At 46.5% G+C, this 18,843-nt stretch carries 15 protein-coding genes; 11 read left to right on the forward strand and 4 right to left on the reverse strand.

Annotated elements, in window-relative coordinates; all coding sequences use genetic code 11:
* The first annotated feature begins 113 nt into the window (after positions 1-113).
* The 3 genes from ABXS70_RS10015 to ABXS70_RS10025 all read left to right on the forward strand — a co-directional run bounded on the left by ABXS70_RS10015 (position 114) and on the right by ABXS70_RS10025 (position 4,172).
* Complete coding sequence (locus tag ABXS70_RS10015; protein ID WP_366296593.1) at positions 114-1,406, forward strand: hemolysin family protein; 1,293 nt, start codon at positions 114-116, stop codon at positions 1,404-1,406.
* A 572-nt stretch (positions 1,407-1,978) separates the two neighbouring features.
* The gene (locus ABXS70_RS10020) at positions 1,979-3,442 is read left to right on the forward strand and encodes an Msr family ABC-F type ribosomal protection protein (protein WP_366295554.1); all 1,464 of its coding nucleotides are present in this window, start codon (positions 1,979-1,981) and stop codon (positions 3,440-3,442) included.
* A gap of 196 nt (positions 3,443-3,638) precedes the next feature.
* On the forward strand, positions 3,639-4,172 hold the full coding sequence (locus ABXS70_RS10025) for a hypothetical protein (protein ID WP_342551356.1): 534 nt from the start codon (positions 3,639-3,641) through the stop codon (positions 4,170-4,172).
* Position 4,173: 1 nt separating this feature from the next.
* On the opposite strand, the gene ABXS70_RS10030 is transcribed toward ABXS70_RS10025, so the two are convergent.
* The 4 genes from ABXS70_RS10030 to ABXS70_RS10045 form a co-directional block, all read right to left on the reverse strand.
* The gene (locus tag ABXS70_RS10030; protein WP_342551355.1) at positions 4,174-5,115 is read right to left on the reverse strand and encodes a hypothetical protein; all 942 of its coding nucleotides are present in this window, start codon (positions 5,113-5,115) and stop codon (positions 4,174-4,176) included.
* Positions 5,093-5,683: a sigma-70 family RNA polymerase sigma factor gene (locus tag ABXS70_RS10035; RefSeq protein ID WP_342551354.1), complete on the reverse strand. Its 591-nt coding sequence runs from the start codon at positions 5,681-5,683 to the stop codon at positions 5,093-5,095. The genes ABXS70_RS10030 and ABXS70_RS10035 overlap by 23 nt, the downstream gene beginning before the upstream one ends.
* Positions 5,684-5,938: 255 nt before the next feature.
* Entirely contained in the window at positions 5,939-7,171 is a 1,233-nt protein-coding gene (locus ABXS70_RS10040; protein WP_366295557.1) for an aminopeptidase, read from the reverse strand.
* 89 nt (positions 7,172-7,260) lie between these two features.
* Positions 7,261-8,493, reverse strand: coding sequence for an aminopeptidase (locus ABXS70_RS10045; RefSeq protein WP_366295559.1), 1,233 nt, complete (start codon positions 8,491-8,493; stop codon positions 7,261-7,263).
* A 262-nt stretch (positions 8,494-8,755) separates the two neighbouring features.
* On the opposite strand from ABXS70_RS10045, the gene ABXS70_RS10050 reads away from it, so the two are divergent.
* The 8 genes from ABXS70_RS10050 (at position 8,756) to uraH (ending at position 18,799) form a co-directional block, all read left to right on the forward strand.
* The gene (locus tag ABXS70_RS10050; RefSeq protein ID WP_342551351.1) at positions 8,756-9,028 is read left to right on the forward strand and encodes a hypothetical protein; all 273 of its coding nucleotides are present in this window, start codon (positions 8,756-8,758) and stop codon (positions 9,026-9,028) included.
* A gap of 181 nt (positions 9,029-9,209) precedes the next feature.
* Complete coding sequence (locus ABXS70_RS10055; RefSeq protein ID WP_366295562.1) at positions 9,210-10,019, forward strand: MBL fold metallo-hydrolase; 810 nt, start codon at positions 9,210-9,212, stop codon at positions 10,017-10,019.
* Between the two features lie 197 nt (positions 10,020-10,216).
* Positions 10,217-11,227: an aldose 1-epimerase gene (locus tag ABXS70_RS10060; RefSeq protein WP_342551349.1), complete on the forward strand. Its 1,011-nt coding sequence runs from the start codon at positions 10,217-10,219 to the stop codon at positions 11,225-11,227.
* A gap of 158 nt (positions 11,228-11,385) precedes the next feature.
* Positions 11,386-12,774 carry a class II fumarate hydratase gene (gene fumC, locus ABXS70_RS10065; RefSeq protein WP_342551348.1) on the forward strand — a complete coding sequence of 463 codons (1,389 nt, stop codon included), beginning with the start codon at positions 11,386-11,388 and terminating at the stop codon, positions 12,772-12,774.
* A 180-nt stretch (positions 12,775-12,954) separates the two neighbouring features.
* Positions 12,955-15,726: a CHASE3 domain-containing protein gene (locus ABXS70_RS10070; protein ID WP_366295565.1), complete on the forward strand. Its 2,772-nt coding sequence runs from the start codon at positions 12,955-12,957 to the stop codon at positions 15,724-15,726.
* 231 nt (positions 15,727-15,957) lie between these two features.
* Positions 15,958-17,574, forward strand: coding sequence for a PucR family transcriptional regulator ligand-binding domain-containing protein (locus tag ABXS70_RS10075; protein ID WP_342551346.1), 1,617 nt, complete (start codon positions 15,958-15,960; stop codon positions 17,572-17,574).
* Positions 17,575-17,872: 298 nt separating this feature from the next.
* Positions 17,873-18,403 (forward strand): 2-oxo-4-hydroxy-4-carboxy-5-ureidoimidazoline decarboxylase, encoded by a 531-nt coding sequence (uraD, locus tag ABXS70_RS10080; RefSeq protein ID WP_342551345.1) that lies wholly within the window; start codon positions 17,873-17,875, stop codon positions 18,401-18,403.
* An 18-nt stretch (positions 18,404-18,421) separates the two neighbouring features.
* A complete protein-coding gene (uraH, locus tag ABXS70_RS10085; RefSeq protein WP_366295568.1) occupies positions 18,422-18,799 on the forward strand; it encodes a hydroxyisourate hydrolase in 378 nt (125 codons plus the stop codon).
* Positions 18,800-18,843: the final 44 nt, after the last annotated feature.

An 18,843-nucleotide genomic window follows, 5' to 3' on the forward strand; every position in this document is an offset into this window, starting at 1 on the left:
TGCATTTGAACGGCATAATGGCTGATATCCTACATTTTCGAAGGAGGTGGACCTATTTGCCGAAAGATCACGGCAAATAGGAAGAACATTTGAGTGACCCCTTACCGAGTATTATGAGTTTGATTTTAATCGGTTTACTTGTATTAATGAATGGTTTCTTTGTCTCTGCAGAATTCGCAATGGTGAAAGTGCGGAGCAGCCGGATTGAGGCCTTAGTAGAGGCCGGTAATCGTAACGCGAAATACGCGTCTAACATTATACGTAATATGGATGCCTACCTGTCGGCTTGTCAGCTTGGCATTACGTTAGCTTCACTTGGGCTGGGATGGCTCGGTGAACCTGTCATCGCACGACTGCTTGCACCTGTTTTTACGGCATTTGGCCTGGGTCCGGTATATGTGCATGGCATTTCAATTGTGATTGCTTTTGTCATTATTACCATTTTGCATATTGTCCTGGGAGAACTGGCTCCCAAAACGATGGCCATTCGCAAATCTGAAGCGATCACACTGTGGTCTGCAGTGCTCCTGACGTTCTTTTACAAACTAATGTATCCCTTCATCTGGGTCCTGAACGGCATGGCGAATGGACTGCTCAGACTGTTTCGAATGGCGCCAGCCTCGGAACTTGACGATGCACATAGTGAAGATGAAATACGTATTCTTATGAAAGAAAGCAATAAGAGCGGTTTAATTGATAATACTGAATTAGCACTTGTTGATAATATATTTGATTTTACGGATACAACCGCCCGTGAGATCATGATTCCACGGACGGAAATGATCTGTCTTAACGCCAATCAGTCCATGCTGGAGAACTTGGAGATTGCAAGCGAAAGCATGCGTACACGTTATCCGGTGTATAACGGAGACAAGGATCATATTATCGGCTTCATTCACATTAAAGATTTGATGCGATCTCAATTAACGGACACGATATCCGTAATTCGTCCGATTCTGGCTGTGCCGGATACTACGCTAATTAGTGACCTGCTCAAGCGTATGCAGCGCAGCAAAACACAAATTGCTGTTCTGATCGACGAATACGGAGGAACCTCTGGTATGGTCACGCTTGAGGACATTATGGAAGAGATTGTTGGCGAAATTCAGGATGAATTTGACCAAGAGCGTCCGGTGATCGAACAAGTCAGCGAGCTGGAATATTCCATTGACGGATTAATGCTGATTGAAGAGGTCAGTGAACGATTCGGTATAGAGATGGACCGGGCTGATTATGATACGATCGGAGGCTGGTTATACTCCAGAGTAGAGGCTATTCCACCTGAGGTTGGTCAATCGGTTGAACATAACGGGTATCTGTTTGTGATTGAGGAAACAGAACACAAGCGGATTTCACGTGTGAATGTGGTGAAGCTTGAATTGCTTGTTGAAGGAGAGGGCGCGTAGTTCCTCAAGCGGTATTATTATAGGTGGTACACAGGAAAGCCGCTAATTCAGCGGCTTTTTTGCTGCACCGGAACAAATTGCTGATTCGGGTTGACGCTTGAAGAAGCTCATGGTATTATTCAACTCAATAAAAGAAGAGGGAGGCACGTTCCTATGACTCATTCCATGCGTCTTCGATAAGCAGGTCAAAAAAGCGAATTTCCACAATCGTGGGCTTTTTTGAACTGCTTATTTTACGTATGGAGAGAGATATAGGTTTCGATCGAATGGCTTATTTTGCTATGCTTCGATCGACGTGTCTCCATACGTTTATAATGCAGGTTCAAGTCCACGTGGTGGCTTGGATCTGCATTTTTGATTACCGTGATAAATTCAGAACTTAACGTCAAATAGAACCTCAAATAGAATTTAAGACCAGCATGGAACGCTCGCCTTAAAATTGAACCTGAAAGGAGCTGCCGGAATGAGTTGTTATATGCATTGGTATTTCTTTATATAATCCTCCCTTCTTGAATCGCAGGGAGATTCGTCCTGCGAGCATAACAACTGCGATTTTAGAAGGAGGAAATGAGATGAATGTATTAATTAACGCAAAAGAGATTGTTGTGGAATATGCCAGTCGTGAAGTGTTGGACATTGACCATCTTGAACTTTATGAATATGACCGAATTGGCCTGGTTGGAGCGAATGGTGCAGGCAAGAGTACACTTCTGAAAGTATTACTGGGCAGAACCCAAGTGTCGAAAGGAAACATCGTAAGGCACGGCAGCTTCGCTTATATCCCGCAGATGGAGCATGATATCGATCAGCAAAAAGTGAGTTCCGCACTTGCGGGCAAACTTGGCGTAAACAAAATCGATGCAGATCAGATGAGCGGTGGTCAGGAAACGAGGCTGAAAATCGCAGAGGCCTTGTCCGGCACGGTACATGGCATCTTGGCGGACGAACCTACGAGTCATCTGGATACCGAGGGGATTGATTTTCTGATCCATCAGCTCTCATTTTATACAGGGGCGCTGCTGGTCATCAGTCATGACCGGTATTTTCTTGATCAAGTGGTCGATAAAATCTGGGAGTTGAAAGATGGAAAAATAACGGAGTATTGGGGTGGATATTCGGAGTATCTGGCCCAAAAGAATGAAATTCAGAAAAAGCAGGAAATCCAATATCAGCAGTATATGAATGAACGAGAACGACTGGAAAAAGCCATCAATGACAAGCGGAATCAGGCTCGTAAAATGGATCATAAAGAAAAAGGGGCTTCAAGGAAAAACAGCTCGGATCATGGCGGGCGGCTTGCACATCAAAAATCGGTTGGAAGTAAACAGAAGAAGCTGCATCAAGCCGCAAAAAATATGGAGCAGCGCATCGAAGCACTGGGTGAACTCAATGCCCCTGCTGTGAATCGTACGATACACTTCCGTCAGAATAATCCGTTAGGACTTCACAATCCATTTCCGATTACAGCTAAAGAGATCAATAAAACGTTGGGTGATAAGGTAATTTTGCAGAAAGCTTCGTTCCAATTCCCGCTTGGCGGTAGGATTGCACTAACTGGTGCAAACGGTGCAGGAAAAACAACGCTTTTCAAAATGATCCTGGAGCGCGAGGAGGGCATCATCCTGTCGCCAAAGGCAGAGATCGGATATTTTGCACAGAATGTGTATACGTTTGACCACCATCAAGCTGTTATGACATTTATGCAGGAAAACTGTGATTATCAGGTGTCCGAGATTCGAGCTGTGCTGGCATCTCTAGGATTTTCACAGCATGATGTCCGTAAGAAGCTGGCGGTATTAAGCGGTGGTGAGATAATGAAGCTGCAGCTGGCGAAAATACTGCTTGGAAGATATAACATTCTGCTTTTGGATGAACCGAGCAATTTTCTGGACATGCCTGCCACGGAAGCACTGGAACAGATGATGAAAAGTTATGTGGGAACCATTATTTTCATTTCACATGATGCTCGTTTGGTCGAAAATGTCGCCGATCAGGTATATGCTGTAGAAAATAAACAAATTGTTCGAATCAGGTAGATAAATCCGATTCCGATAAATTTGACTATGTTCTTCATACGGGTTGGAAACATTTAGGTTTCAGAGATGTTAACCTTCCGAAACAATGAAAAGGACGCAGCCGATGGAACATCGGTGCGTCCTATTTTTTTGAAACCTGTCCTCCGTTCCGTCCGTTTAATAGATTACATGTCATTAAACCATAGAGTGAGGAGGAATGATGATGAAAAAGGCCCAACCATGGGACCAATCTATATACCGTAAGCCCATTTTGAAAATAACACTTGTTCTTGCTTTGATCACGCCAGTCTTTGTTGTACTGCCCGAAATTTCGTCAGCAGCTGGAAGTCCGCTGATAAATATAACGTCGGGTGCACGAACAGCTCCGCCGCCGCTGGAACCTTGGGATAATTTCATTCAATCACGAGCTGCCCAATCGAAACATATCTATCAGGCGATTTGTTCGTTAACGCGAGGAGAGAGGCTTCAAGCCGTTGTGAGAACAACTACAATGACCTATAAAGAAGTGAAAACCTTGTCCGTCAAATATCGGTTAGAGCGCTGGACCGGAACAGCCTGGGTCACATTCGCGGGCAGCTCTTCAACGGACACACAGACCAATGAACTTCGTTCAGGTTCTGATTGGGAAGTCCTTGCCGGTTATTATTACCGTGTCGTTAGTGTTCATACAGCATATGATGGAACCAAATCAGATCAGTCCACCCATACCTCACCTAGTGTGTTGTTTTGAGTTATTTGGATTGAACAGGAGCGTTTTGCTCCAGAAAATCATTGGCAATGGCAATCATTTCTTCTTCGGTCACCGTTCCAAACAGACTCATACTGAGTGTACCTGTCATCCACTGAATTGAATTGAAGGGTGGGCCTACATACACAAGAGCATCATTTCCATCTGTGAGCTTCACCGCTTTGCTCTTCTGCAGCGGTGTTTTCTCAAGAGACTGTCCGGGCCTAACATATTCATAGTTTATCTGTATAAGTTCTTCTGTATCACTTTTACCCTGGATGGAGTATCGAATTCTCATCATATCGGATTCATAATAGTCGTCAGGATTTACCGGATTCTCTGTATCCAGCAGCAGTTCATATTTCATCTTGTCAAAACGGGCAGGAATGGCTTTAGATAATATAAATTCTCCTAAAAACCCTTCACGAGCGATCTCTTCTGTCACAGCGACTGGTCGAAAAACATGTTTTTCGAGTTCAAAAACAGGAATACCTTCAGCATCAGCATGGAAACTGTAGTTTGACTCCATGTCAGGTGGTGGAGGTGTTTTGGCAGTAGAGGGATCGGGACTCAGATCCACAGACTTCTCTTCCACGATGATCGATTTCATGCCATTGCCCCAATTTTTAATCGATTGTACAAGAGGGGATACAGCTTGTGTTCCGGTTGGAAGGCTGAACAGAACGGCTCCAATCATTACGGAAGCAGCGACAAGGCCCGACAGTTTCAAGGTGCGTATTCTACGTTTATGTGCTCCAAGGATTTCAATCTCTCTTTGTACCTTGTGCCAGGATTGCTGCATGGATTGGGAACGGGAAGCAGAAGGGGCGGTGGCAGCTTGCTGGAAAGCTTCATCAAAAGCCTGTTCAAACGCCGCATCAAAATATTCATCTTCCAGGCCTGAATCTAGTGGTTCTTCAAGCTTATTTAGCCTGCCTCTGTTCAATGCTTCCACCCCATTCCTTATGTAATTTCTTCTTGATACTGCCGCGGGCTCGGAATAAACGCTGCTTCACAATGTCCTCGGTAGTATTCAATAATTCTGCAATCTCGCGATAAGAGAAACCTTCTTTCCAACGCAGCTCGACCAGCACGCGGTATTCAGGTTTCAACTGGGAGAGATAGTGTTCAATAGACTCCTGCATCATTTGTGTCTCGACCATACTTTCCACCGAAGCGGCTGTCTGATTCATGGTCTCTATATCTATAAAAACACTATCCGTATCCAATTGGTTACGATTTTTTTTGTTTTTTCTCAAATAATTAATTGCAGTATTCCGGGTCACCACCTTGAGCCAGGCTTTAAGTTTAACCTCGTCTTCGAAGAGGGGTTTGCTTTTAATAATTTTGATAAACGCTTCCTGAATAATATCCTCTGCCGCTGCGCGTTCCTTGATGATATATACGATCAGTCCATATACCATATTGTAATACTCATAATATATTTCTTCTTGAATTACAGGTCCTAATTGATGAAAATCGGATGCAAGTAAAAGCTGGAGCCGATTGGCCATGATGTTCTCCTTTCTGGTCAACAGTCCACAAACATTGGTATCATTACATTTTACAACAGATTATGGAAGCGATACAATGTCCGATAGACCTGATTACAGTTCTGAAAAGAGGGAGTTCTGACCCTGTTTGATGTTTGCTGAAAAAGAAAAAACAGGCGATCTTGCAAACCATGGAATCCATGGCAGCGAAAATCGACTGTTCAATTCAAAGTAACGCTGATTTAAAAATTTGAAATCGCGGCTGCACACATTTTTTTAAAATGCCCAATTTCCTTTCAGGAAAATCGGTTCACGGTCACCACTTGCTGTAATGCCATAGATGTCTGTCTCAGATGAACCCATCATGAAATCAACATGGGTTATGCTGGAGTTCATACCGCGTTCCGCAAGCTCTTCGGGAGACATCGTTTTGCCTCCTTCGATATTGGAAGCGTACGAACTGCCAATTGCCAGATGGCAGGACGCGTTCTCATCATACAGCGTAGTATAATACAGAATGCCGCTTTCCGAGATTGGAGAGTGGAACGGTACGAGCGCAACTTCGCCTAGGTAATGAGAGCCTTCATCCATAGAGATGAGACGCTCCAACGTTTCGTGACCTTCCTCTGCATGAAAGTCCACAATCCGTCCCTTCTCAAATGTGAGCGTAAACCGGTCAATGATGCTGCCGCCGTAACTTAGCGGTTTGGTACTCGACACTGTGCCGTTCACACCGTATTTTGCTGGAGCGGTATACACTTCTTCCGTTGGAATATTGGCTACAAAAGGGGTACCTCGCTCGTTTACGCTGCCAGCCTGAGCCCAAATATGCCCTTCAGGAAGCTCGATCGTGAGATCTGTGCCCGGGGAGATGTAACGCAGTGCGTGGTACTTTTTGTTGTTGAGCGCTTTGGCTCGTGACTCTAGTCGTTCGATATGCTGTTCCCACGCAGCAATCGGATCTTCAACATCCGCGTGCACAGCTGCAAATATCGCCTCCCAGAGCTGATTCATCTGCTCCGCTGGCTGAAGGTCCGGGAATACTTTGGCGGCCCAGTCTGGTGAAGGACAGGCGATACCGGTCCAGCTCATTTTATCTGCCTGCAGGTACTGACGGTATTTGGCCATGGCCTGTCCGAAGGCTCGCTGATTCGCCGATATTCTTGCAGGGTCGATGCCCTTCATCAGATCAGGACTGGAGGATAAAATGGTCAGAAAGACAGCATTGTTCTCCGCCAGAGCTTCCATCTCCGCAGCATGCCACTTGGGAGGCTCTTCGAAGGAGTCCTCGGGAGCCATTTCAAAGCGTAAACGGTTGACCGTCTCATCCGAATATTTAACGATAACCTGCTTAGCACCTGCTTCATAACCTTTACGGACAAGCAGCTGCACGAGAGGCGCGGCATCGATCATTGCGTTGATGACAAAAGTCTGTCCCGGCTGCACGTTTGCCCCAACCTTGACAGCGAGTTCGGCGTAACGATCCAGTTTTTGTTCAAAACTTAACATAGAATCTCCTCCGTAATGCTAGGTATTAGTATAGATCCAGACACAGCAAAAGAGAGGAGAAGTCTCCTCTCTCTATAACAGGGGAGTCATTAAAACGCCCAGTTTCCATTCACAAAGATCGGCTCTTCCGCACCTTCGGAAGTTACACCGTTGATATTCATCTCACCCGAACCAATCATAAAATCAACGTGGGTCAGACTGGAGTTCATACCGTGTTGGGCCAGTTCTTCCTTAGACATCGTTTTGCCGCCTTCGAGACAGAACGCATAGGCGTTTCCGATCGCCAAATGATTGGACGCGTTTTCGTCAAACAGTGTGTTGTAGAACAGAATATTTGTATCCGAGATCGGAGATTTGTGCGGAACAAGTGCTACCTCGCCGAGATAATGTGCGCCTTCATCGATCTCGATCAGGTTTTTCAGTGCATCCAGACCTTGTTCAGCTGTGTAATCCACAATTCGTCCGTTTTCGAATGTGAGGGAGAAGCCGTCAATCAGATTACCACCATGACTGAGCGGTTTGGTGCTGCGCACAGTACCATTTACTCCTGTCTTGAGCGGCGCAGTAAATACTTCTTCTGTCGGCATGTTAGCAATGAACACATGCCCCTGCTCATTCACGCTGCCGCCAGATACCCAGATATGGCCTTCTGGAAGTTCAATGGTCAGATCTGTACCTGGAGCGGTGTAGTGCAGTTTCTTGTATTTTTTACGATTCAGAAGATCAGCACGGGAGTCAAGGTTATGCAGGTGGGTTTTCCATTCTGCGACAGCATCCTTCTCACCTATCCGTACCGTCTGGAAAATAACATCCCACAGACGGTCCATTTGCTGAGCTTCAGGCAGATCCGGGAATACTTTAGCGGCCCATTCAGGGGAAGGGACGGCTACGATCGACCAGCTGAACTTGTCAGCCATTTGGTAAGCACGGTATTTCTCCAGCGCTTTCCCGCGAACTTTTTGACTGGTGACGATACGCTCCTGAGCAACACCGTTCAACAGATCCGGATTTTCCGCGATAACGTGCAGCACTGCTGCGCCTTCCTCAACAAGCTCGGTCATTTCACCTGCGAACCATTTCGGTTCGATGGAGAATGCCTCATCCGGGGCCAGATCATAATGAAGACGGGTAACCGTCTCGTCACTCCAATTGACTTTGACCAGCTTAGCACCAGTGCTGTAAGCAGCCTTGACAATTAAGCGTACAAAAGGAGCTGCTGTAATCGGGGCATTCACCACAAGCGTCTGGCCAGGGTGCACATTGACACCTACTTTGACAGCCAGTTCAGCATATTGCTGCAGATTCGATTCAAAATTGTTCATGCTATTTTTTCCTCCAATGTGTTATGAATGTCGTAGCTGGCGGTCTATAATAGTCCTCTTTGAAGTAAGGGAGGAGTCTGCATAGGGCCTTCATTGAATAATGTATACGATGCTACGATATATATTGTACAATTAACCAATAATAATTACCAAACAGCTTTGCCAGAAAGTTGGATAAAGCTGTAAACCCAAAGATTTTAGAGAATACTGCGGAGTGAAGAATTCCGTAGAAATGCTTTAAACGAGAGATTAAAAGGAGAGTATGAAGGTGACTGTTGAAATTATTCGCGCTGAAATGCGCCGTGAGGATGAAAAAAGTTTTGTTGGAAGTACGGTATTCAAAACGGCTGGGGATAAATCCGTCTATGAAATCACGTTTATGAGCAAGAACGGCAAGGATTGGGACTACAGTTTGCACTTTACGGAGCAATCCGGAGACGAGGAAGAACTGTTGAAAATGGACGAGCTGCTTGAAAATGATGATGATTTGTACAATCAGCTGCTCGATGCTGCTTTAGATGCTTATCCGGCTTGACCTGCTGCAGATGTTCTTGTTCTAATGTCTGTTTGACATGACTATACTAGACGGTGTGTGCCCTGAACGGGTACGCGCCGTCTATTTTATATTGAAATCCCGAATAGATGATCCAGAAAAGGGAAAGTCTACGAGATGAACAAACCAGAGAGACAATTCGCCTGATGGGGGGTAACCGTGAATGGCATTTGACAATCTGATTACTTCAGGAATGACCAGTTATGAGGAAGCTGCTCCTGATATTTTGAGCTTGCGTACCCTTTTTGTGAATGTCGTGTTCATTGGAGAACCGGGAAGCAGGAATTGGGTCCTTGTGGACACGGGCATGTCGAAATTCACGAATTGCATTGTTGATATGGCAGCTGAACGTTTTCCAGGTCCGCCGTCTGCCATTATACTAACCCATGGTCATTTTGATCATGTGGGAACAGTGATCGAACTGGAGCAATTCTGGGGCGTGCCGGTGTACGCACATCCACTGGAGATTCCATATTTAACGGGTTTGAAAAATTATCCCCCTGCAGATCCTTCTGTGGGCGGAGGATTAATGGCGCGTCTGTCTTTCACATATCCTAACGAAGCGATTAACCTGGATGATCGAGTGTTCAGTCTTCCGCAGGATCGTTCCGTGCCTGGTTTATCCGGATGGAACTGGCTGCACACACCAGGTCATACACCGGGGCATATTTCCTTGTTCCGTGAAGCGGATCGTTTACTGATTGCCGGTGACGCGATTGTCTCGGTAAAACAGGAATCGCTCTGGAGTGTCCTGCTTCAGGACAAACAGCTGCATGGACCTCCGGCCTATTTTACAACGAATTGGCAGGAAGCCCATCGATCTGTCCAGCAGATCAGACACCTGGAGCCAAAGATGGCCGTAACGGGACATGGGCATGTGTTGAGCGGAGAGATGCTCCGTGAATCCCTTCAAGCGCTTGATCAGCATTTTGAAGAAGAAGCGGTACCTAAACAGGGCGAATATGTGGACTGAAGCCGGATGCCTGTGTTTATAGGAGGCGCTGAATACTGAGCAGGTCTTATCAAGACAGCCGCTTAACGAGCAGCTGTCTCTTTGGTTTGTAATCCTGTTCTTCATTTGTTCTCGAACTCGGATTGTTATTTTATGCCCAATCATGATATAGTCGAGCCGTATAATATAACCTTAGTATGCAGGAGGTACATATAACGATGACACAACAGAATACAGCGTTTGAGGAACAATTTGGTGGTATTCCTGCGGTATGGCTGCGCTTTGGTCCATTTGAAGCCGCTGTCCTTCCTAGTGTTGGTGCGAATCTGGTTGCTTTCCGGGATACGGAAAAAGGGTACAGCTATCTGAGAGAGCCCGATCAGGATCAGATGGATGAATTCATGGCGGCTCCAGCCGTGTATGGTATTCCTGTTCTATCCCCGCCTAACCGCTATGAAGACGGTCGTTTCCCGTGGAATGGTAAAGTGTATCAGCTGCCGATTAATGAGCCTGCGACAGGCAACCATCTGCACGGATTTTTACATGATGCAGCGTGGACAGTAGAGGGGTACGGCACCAATGATCTGGAAAGTCATGTTACACTCAGCCAAAGTATCGGCGAAGGACATGCTTTTCACAAATATTTGCCATTTACATTCACTGTAACACTTCGCTATTCTTTGAGCAGTCAAGGGCTGCAGCAGCAGCTAATCGTAAACAATACGGGTGCTGAATTTATGCCGAACCTGTTTGCTTTCCATACAGCGATCAAAGTACCTTTTGCACCGGACAGCCAATCTTCGGACTACACGGCCAAAGTAACTATCGGTCAGCGCCGTGAACTGAATGAGCGCTCTCTGCCGACCGGACAATTTCAACCGCTTTCACCAGAAGAAGAGCAGCTTAAACAAGGCGGGGTTAGTCCGTTTTTTGCAGCGATGGATAACCACTATACTGCTGAGCCGCAGAACGGCCGCAATTATATGGAACTGACGGATCACCGCACGGGTGACAAGCTGGTATACGATGTCGGTACGTCCTATAAACATTGGATGATCTGGAACAACAATGCCTGCAATGAATTTTTCTGTCCGGAACCACAGATGAATCTGGTTAATGCCCCGAATGTGGAAGGCATTTCAGCGGAAGAGATGGGACTTGTCGGTCTGCAGCCAGGTGAACTGTTTGAACAAACGAGTCGTTTGTATCCGATTGCTGCTCGGAAATAAATGATGCGCATCTGAAGCTTCGTACGGTTAGTCTGTTTTGCGTTACGCTTACAATTTTGCCCGAAAAGGTGAAAACCTGCTCGTAAATCATGTATAATATGACGAGATACACAAGCTTTGTAGAGACCCAGACCAACTTTTTGGAGGAGGACAAGCAAGTGGAATACCGCATTGAGAGAGATACGTTAGGCGAAATGAAAGTACCAGCCGACAGGCTGTGGGGCGCTCAGACGCAGCGCAGCAAGGAGAATTTCCCGATTGGACGCGAGCATATGCCGATGGAAGTCGTGCGCGCGCTTGCCATCTTGAAAAAAAGTGCTGCGGCAAGTAACCATAAATTAGGAAAATTATCAGCGGCGAAAGCAGATGCGATTGCTTATGCGGCAGACGAGATTATCGCAGGGCGCATTGATGACCACTTCCCATTGGTTGTGTGGCAGACAGGCAGCGGTACGCAATCCAATATGAACGTGAATGAGGTCATTGCTAACCTTGGTAATCAGCTGCTGGAGCAAAAGGGTAAGGAAGAACGACTGCATCCCAATGACGATGTAAATATGTCGCAGAGCTCCAACGATACATTCCCGACAGCGCTGCATGTTGCGGGCGTTCTGGCTGTAGAAGATCAGCTGCTGCCGGCGATTGCGGTGCTGAAAGCGACTTTTGCCGCAAAAGTGGAAGCGTTTAAAGACATCATCAAAATTGGACGTACTCATCTCCAGGATGCAACGCCGATTACGCTTGGCCAGGAGATCAGCGGTTGGGAAGCGATGCTGGGCAAGAGTGAGCGTATGATTCGCGAGAGCGTAGAATATATGAAAGAGCTTGCAATTGGCGGTACGGCTGTAGGAACGGGAATCAACGCACATCCCGACTTTGGTGATCTTACAGCCAAAGAGATCGGTAAACATACAGGCAAAGATTTCGTATCTGCGCCAAACAAATTCCATGCACTGACAAGCCATGATGAAGTGGTCTATGCTCACGGGGCAGTCAAAGCGCTTGCAGCAGATCTGATGAAAATTGCCAATGACGTACGCTGGCTCGCGAGCGGTCCGCGCAGCGGTCTTGGTGAGATCCGAATCCCCGAGAATGAGCCGGGCAGCTCCATTATGCCGGGTAAAGTAAATCCTACACAGAGCGAAGCCATCACGATGGTTGTGACACAGGTGATGGGTAATGATGCTGCGATTGGATTCGCGGCCAGCCAAGGTAATTTTGAACTGAACGTATTCAAGCCGGTTATTATTTATAATTTCCTGCAATCCGTGCAGCTGCTTGCTGACTCTATCGTTGCTTTCAATGACAAGTGCGCTGTGGGGATCGAGCCGAATCTGGATCAGATCAAACATAACCTGGATAACTCGCTTATGCTGGTTACGGCGCTCAATCCTCATATCGGATATGAGAATGCAGCGAAGATTGCGAAGCTTGCGCATAAGGAAGGGTTGTCTCTGAAGGAGGCTGCATTACAGACAGGACTTCTTACAGAGGAACAATTCGATCAATACGTAGACCCGGCCAAAATGATTGCACCGAAGGCTTAATATCTATTATTTTTTATATGAATACGAATAAAGTCCCGGAACGGCCTGCGAATGCAGGTCGTTTTTCTTATTTGCGCAGCACATTTTGCTTGTCAGACGATACCTATACATATAAAATACTAATGCAGCAGATTTCAACGATATAATGCAGTATTCATCTATATTTTGGAGGGTTCCACGTTGTCTAAAACGAGAAGATTTACGATACGCTCCAAAATTGTTTTGGGCTATCTTGTAGTGGTTCTTTTATTTGGTGCAGTTCTGCTGGTACTTTCGGCCCAAATTAATGTGCTGCAGAAGGAAAATGACTTTATCAGTCATCATGATCTGGATGTACATAATCTGACCAATGCGATTGAAAAGAATGTGCTGGATATGGAAACAGGGCAGCGTGGTTATATGCTTACCGGTAAGGAAAGTTATCTTGAACCTTATGATCAAGGGCTTTCTGAGTGGAATTCCAATTATGATCAGTTATATGCTCTCATCAGCGATAACCCGACACAGCAGCAGCGGCTGCAGAATATTAAGTCCCATATTACCCGCTGGATCGAGATTGCCGGTGAACGATCTGTAGAGCTGAAGAAGGAAGGGGACCAGAGCAAGGTTCTCGCTTTCTTTGCAACCGATCCAGGTAAAAACGAAATCGACCTGCTTCGTTCCCAGCTCGCCGACTTCCGCAGCACAGAGATTATGCTGACAGAAGCAAGGGTGACGGATTTGGCGCACCGCAGCTCAACGCTGCTGACAATCATGTATACCCTGTGGGGCTTAATCGCAGCACTATCCATTGCCGCCGCTTTGATTGTTTCACGCAATATTGTAAGCACGCTTCAAGAAGTGAAACAGACGATAAGTGATATTTCGAGCGGTGGAAACCTGAAACAGCGGATACGTGTGCGAACTCGGGATGAAGTGGCTGATCTCGGTCATGAAACGAATAAGCTGCTGGATGAAGTTCAGGAGCAAAATCAAATTAAGGACAAGCTTACCGGCATTGCTGCACTTTTGCAAAATCCAACGACACTGGAAGGGTTATCCCGTTTGTTCCTGAACGAGCTTGCTGTGATGCTGGAGATTCCGTACAGTGTGCTGTATTACTGGAAAGATAACCGACTGCTGCGTGTGGCTGCTTATGCAGGAGAGGGTGAGAAAGAACGTTCTCTCGGAAAAATATCACTTGCACCTGGCGAAGGGTTAGTGGGCCAAAGTGCGGTTGAGCAGCGAGTGCTGCGAATGAATGATTTACCCCAGAATTACATCCGGATCTCATCCGGGCTTGGTTATGCCTCGGCCAATTCACTCACCGTTGTACCGATCCTGTTTGAAGGCAGGACCATCGCTGTTGTTGAACTGGCCTCGATGAAACCTATACCGGAGCGAGCAATGGAATGGATTAAGGAAATAGCGGTTATTTTCGGTGTTTCACTGCATTCCACCGTTACACGGATGGAGCTGCAGCACCTTTACGATGAATCACAGGTCTTGAACGAAGAGCTGCAGGCGCAGTCGGAGAAGCTGCAGCTGCAGGCGGAGGAGATGCAGTCTCAGACAGAAGAACTGCAGATGCAGACGGAAGAACTCTATATGTTGAACGAACGTTTGGAAAGTCAGAAAGGCGCGGCTGAGAATGCAGCTCAGGAACTTGAAGTCGTTGCCGATCAGCTGCGGACCAGTTCGGGGTACAAGTCTGAATTTCTGGCGAATATGTCGCATGAACTGCGTACACCTCTCAACAGCATGCTGATTCTGTCCGAGATTTTGGCTGAGAATAAACATCATCATTTGAGCAGCGAAGAGCAAAATTATGCTGCCGTGATTCACAGATCAGGTAAAGATTTGCTTCACCTGATTAATGATATTCTTGATCTGTCCAAGGTTGAGGCGGGACAGATGGAAGTCGAATTCGATGATGTTTATCTCGATACGCTTTCCGAAGTGATGAATCAGTATTTCTTAAAGACGGCAGAGCAGAAAAAAATCGACTTTCGAATACAGCTGCAGAGTCCCCTTCCCGAAACGATTGAAACGGATGAGATGCGGCTGCATCAAATTCTCAGAAATTTGCTCTCGAATGCATTTAAGTTTACGAGCGAGGGTGAAGTTGCTTTGACCATCTCACAGATGCGATTGTCTGACCCTGATCAAGCAGGTCGGGATACAGATGTGATTGCTTTTTCTGTAAGTGATACCGGAATTGGCATTGAGGAGAGCAAACTGCTCCAGATTTTTGAAGCATTCAAACAGGCTGATGGTGCTACCGCACGTAAATACGGCGGTACGGGATTGGGGTTGTCCATCTCGCAGTCACTTGCTTCATTACTGGGCGGCTCCATATCAGCAGCAAGCCGACCCGGACAGGGGAGTGTGTTCACGCTGTTCCTTCCTCTGCAGAGAGAGGGTGCGGCTGTCCAGGAGGAACCAAACTCCAGACTTTTCCTTCATGAAGCGGCAGGATCATTGGTAGAAAAACGAAGCATGTCTCCCTCAACTCAGACTGAGATGGACTTGAAGGATGGGGATATGCTGCTGACTCCGCTTGAGGCATCATTATTCAGCGATCGTCAGATTCTGGTTGTTGATGACGATATCCGTAACGTTTATGCGCTGGCGAATGCACTGGAGCGATACGGCATGAATGTGGTTTCGGCTCAAAATGGCACGGAATGCCTGGAACTGCTGGAACAGGGAACAATTAAACCGGACGTTATTCTCATGGATATTATGATGCCGGAAATGGATGGATACGAAACAACCCGTCAGATTCGGGAGCGTCTCGGGCTGACACAAATTCCAATCATTGCGCTCACTGCAAAAGCGATGAAAGAGGACCGGGAGAAATGTATCTCCGCAGGAGCAACGGATTATCTCAGCAAACCGCTGAATGTCAAAGACGTACTGTCCCGGATGAAATTATGGCTGAATCACACGAATGAGAAGATGGAGATATAAAATACAACCTTGTTGAACCTATGTCAATGACAGCATGATGTGATGTTGTCGGCAGGCATAGGTTTTATTTTTTTCATGTAAGCTTATTTTTGGAAAATGATGTTATAATACTTAACAAATGAATGGGGTTATTGATTTGATTATCCCGTTTTTTGATTAAGAAATCTGAATAGATCCATTTTATGAAGAGTTTCCGTCTTTTTAATGTTAATTATATGGGAGGTCATGTCCATGCAGCTTACCGTTCAAGAAGCTTTACAGGTATATCCGCTGTCCGAGGCCAAACTGGTTGCAGGCGGGGAAGGCACTTCACGAATGATGAAGTCTGTCAACGTCATGGACGCTCCTGATATTGCAGAGTGGATCAAATCTGGAGAGATGCTGTTTACAACTGCTTTTATGATGAAAGACAGTGAGACGGATGCGATCCGACTGATGCGGCGTCTGAATGAACGGGGATGTGCCGGTCTTGGCATCAAACTAGGACGCTTCTGGCAGTCCATCCCTGATGGTATTGTGGAGGAAGCTGACCGGCTTCGGCTGCCGCTGCTGGAGCTTCCGTTCCAATTTACTTTCTCCGATCAGATGAATGCCTTGTTTAGAGCGGAACATGAACGCAGTCATCGACTGCTGCACGAAGTGGTACGCAAACAGAAGAAACTGATGCAGTTTGCATTACAGCAGCAGCATCATCGTAATGTGTTTGCCGAAATAGCCCTAGTTCTCAACTATCCGATTGCAGTAATAGGTTCCCGCGGGCATGTACTCTATGGCAGTGATGCAATGTCAGACAGCGCAGTTACACAGGGGTGGCCCTGGAGGTCAGTGATGCACCGGGTGAAATGGAATCAGGGGAGCTGTCACCGTGTGCCAATCAAACAAAAGGACGAAGAGTACGGGTTCCTGCTCGTATACACAGAATCTGCCTTGTCTCTGCGTGCAGAGGAGGATTTGTTCCAGCAGGCGGCTGATGTACTCGCCTTCTATATGGATATGACTTACCGTGAGCACATCAATCCAACGGTTCAGGATGAGATGCGTACACTGCTTACCCAGTATGTGGACCAAAAATTGACGATACAGGAACTGATGACGTTAAGCGAAAATAAGGGTGTGCATCTCTTCCAGGGGACGTATCAGTGTGTGCTGACCACGCTTGAACCGAATCTCTTCGCAGAGGGCAAGCTGCTTAAACAGATTCATCGTGAGCTGCAGTACAATCCGCTGATGCAGTTTACATCTGCCCAGCATTTTCAATTGAATGAGGGAATCTTGTCCATCTACAGCTGTCCAACCGGCCGTGATTATGGGGAGGAGTTATCCGCTTTCCTGTTAAATCGGTTTGCTGACGTGTTCACCGCTCAAGACGTTAAGGGAGCACCGGGCCCGCGTTTCTGGATTAGTAAAATGAAGCACGAGCCCGTGTCGCTGCGCGAAGCGTACCATGAATGTCTCGACACACGTCAGCTGGCTCACAGGTTTGGCATGAAGGACCGTGCCCTGCAGTTTGAGATGTTGGAATTTGCGTATGTGTTCCAGCATGTGCCGGAGCAAATTATGGAGAATTACTGCAATAAAGTGCTTGAACCGCTGCTCACAAGAGATGGTGATCCCAATCAGGTACTTATGAACACATTGGAGTCATTTATTGAAAATGACGGGTTAATTAACGAAGCGGCCAAACAGCTCTATGTGCATCGCAACACGGTAACCTACCGTATGGAGAAAATCGGAAGTTTGCTGCAGATGGATTTCAAGAAGACCAACGATTTGCTTAAATTAAAACTGGTTTTCACCTTCCGTAAATTTGTGCAGGAGAAGACGCCTTCGGTCCGAGTTCGAATGTAAAAGATTGCCGCATGCTGGTCATACTCGTACGGTTGGTCATGTGCACACTGCATATATGCTTCAGTCTTAAAGCATGTATTTTTGAATTGAAATGTCTTCAATAACCGCACTTTCATAATGATGAAGTGCGGTTATTTAACATGAAAAGCATATTTGAAAGGTAAACTTCCGTGCACAAAGAACAATCTATTCGTTTCATGTTAGGTTATATTACAATTTTGCGCAGATATTGTTGCCGCAGATGAGGATGATGCTTATTATAAGGAACAATCATCGATAAGAGACCGGGGGGATTAACATGAGTAATCTGATAAATCTGGTTAACAGCTGGTCTAAACTCCAATTCGAACAGACATTTGGCCCTTTATTCGAACAATCCGCGTGGATTGCAGCACGCTCCGCCGTGCTTCGGCCGTTCTCTTCCTTCGAAGAGATGATGCAGGCTATGACACGACAGGTACTTGCCTCGGGCCAAGAAGAGAAGCTGGAACTGCTGCGCAAGCACCCGGATCTTGGAGCGAGAGTCAGTATGAGCAGCAGCTCAGTTCGGGAGCAGACCGGTGCCGGCCTTGATTCACTTTCACTTGAACAATATAACGAGCTGCAGCAGTTGAATCGCAGTTATACAGCGCAGTTTGGATTTCCTTTCATATTGGCGGTGAAGGGTCATACGGCCGAGTCCATTCTGGAATCGATGCGCGACCGACAGGCAAGGAGTCTGCAGGAGGAATTCGAGACCGCATTTAATGAGGTATTCAAAATAGCCGAGATCCGGCTGCAGCAGTGGCTTAAAGAGCAGGAACAGCATACAGGTCTTCATGGAATTTAAAGAGATGGGGGATGTCTGATGCAGCCAAACGCAGGCCGAATTACTACCCATGTGCTGGATACATCCAAAGGTGCTCCTGCCGCAGGGATGCAGATCGAACTGTATTTCATAAAAGGTTCGGGCAAAGAGGAGTCCAATATCCAAGTCGCAGCATCGTGGACCAACTCGGAAGGACGTCTGGATTCGCCTCTGCTTCATGATGGAAAGCTGACAGAGGGGGAATACGAACTGCGTTTCCATGTTGACCGATATTATGCACAAAGCGTTCATGCAGAACAGAACCCTGTTTTGTGGACAGTGGTGCCCATTCGTTTTGCCGTATTGGATGCCCGAAGTCATTATCATATTCCATTACTGATTGCTCCAGGGGGGTACAGCACATATCGGGGAAGCTGATCATGATGGACTAGCGAATAAATAAAGCAGTCAGACAAGATGGA

Source organism: Paenibacillus sp. AN1007 (genome assembly GCF_040702995.1).
Lineage (GTDB): Bacteria > Bacillota > Bacilli > Paenibacillales > Paenibacillaceae > Paenibacillus.

Excerpts from the sequence above, each read along its gene's own strand:
- ABXS70_RS10020 (WP_366295554.1), top strand. The coding sequence starts at position 1,979 with ATGAATGTATTAATTAACGCAAAAGAGATTGTTGTGGAATATGCCAGT.
- ABXS70_RS10050 (WP_342551351.1), top strand. The coding sequence starts at position 8,756 with ATGAAGGTGACTGTTGAAATTATTCGCGCTGAAATGCGCCGTGAGGAT.
- uraH (WP_366295568.1), top strand. The coding sequence starts at position 18,422 with ATGCAGCCAAACGCAGGCCGAATTACTACCCATGTGCTGGATACATCC.
- ABXS70_RS10015 (WP_366296593.1), top strand. The coding sequence starts at position 114 with ATGAGTTTGATTTTAATCGGTTTACTTGTATTAATGAATGGTTTCTTT.
- uraD (WP_342551345.1), top strand. The coding sequence starts at position 17,873 with ATGAGTAATCTGATAAATCTGGTTAACAGCTGGTCTAAACTCCAATTC.
- ABXS70_RS10025 (WP_342551356.1), top strand. The coding sequence starts at position 3,639 with ATGATGATGAAAAAGGCCCAACCATGGGACCAATCTATATACCGTAAG.
- ABXS70_RS10045 (WP_366295559.1), bottom strand. The coding sequence starts at position 8,493 with ATGAACAATTTTGAATCGAATCTGCAGCAATATGCTGAACTGGCTGTC.
- ABXS70_RS10055 (WP_366295562.1), top strand. The coding sequence starts at position 9,210 with ATGGCATTTGACAATCTGATTACTTCAGGAATGACCAGTTATGAGGAA.
- ABXS70_RS10075 (WP_342551346.1), top strand. The coding sequence starts at position 15,958 with ATGCAGCTTACCGTTCAAGAAGCTTTACAGGTATATCCGCTGTCCGAG.
- ABXS70_RS10040 (WP_366295557.1), bottom strand. The coding sequence starts at position 7,171 with ATGTTAAGTTTTGAACAAAAACTGGATCGTTACGCCGAACTCGCTGTC.
- ABXS70_RS10035 (WP_342551354.1), bottom strand. The coding sequence starts at position 5,683 with ATGGCCAATCGGCTCCAGCTTTTACTTGCATCCGATTTTCATCAATTA.
- ABXS70_RS10060 (WP_342551349.1), top strand. The coding sequence starts at position 10,217 with ATGACACAACAGAATACAGCGTTTGAGGAACAATTTGGTGGTATTCCT.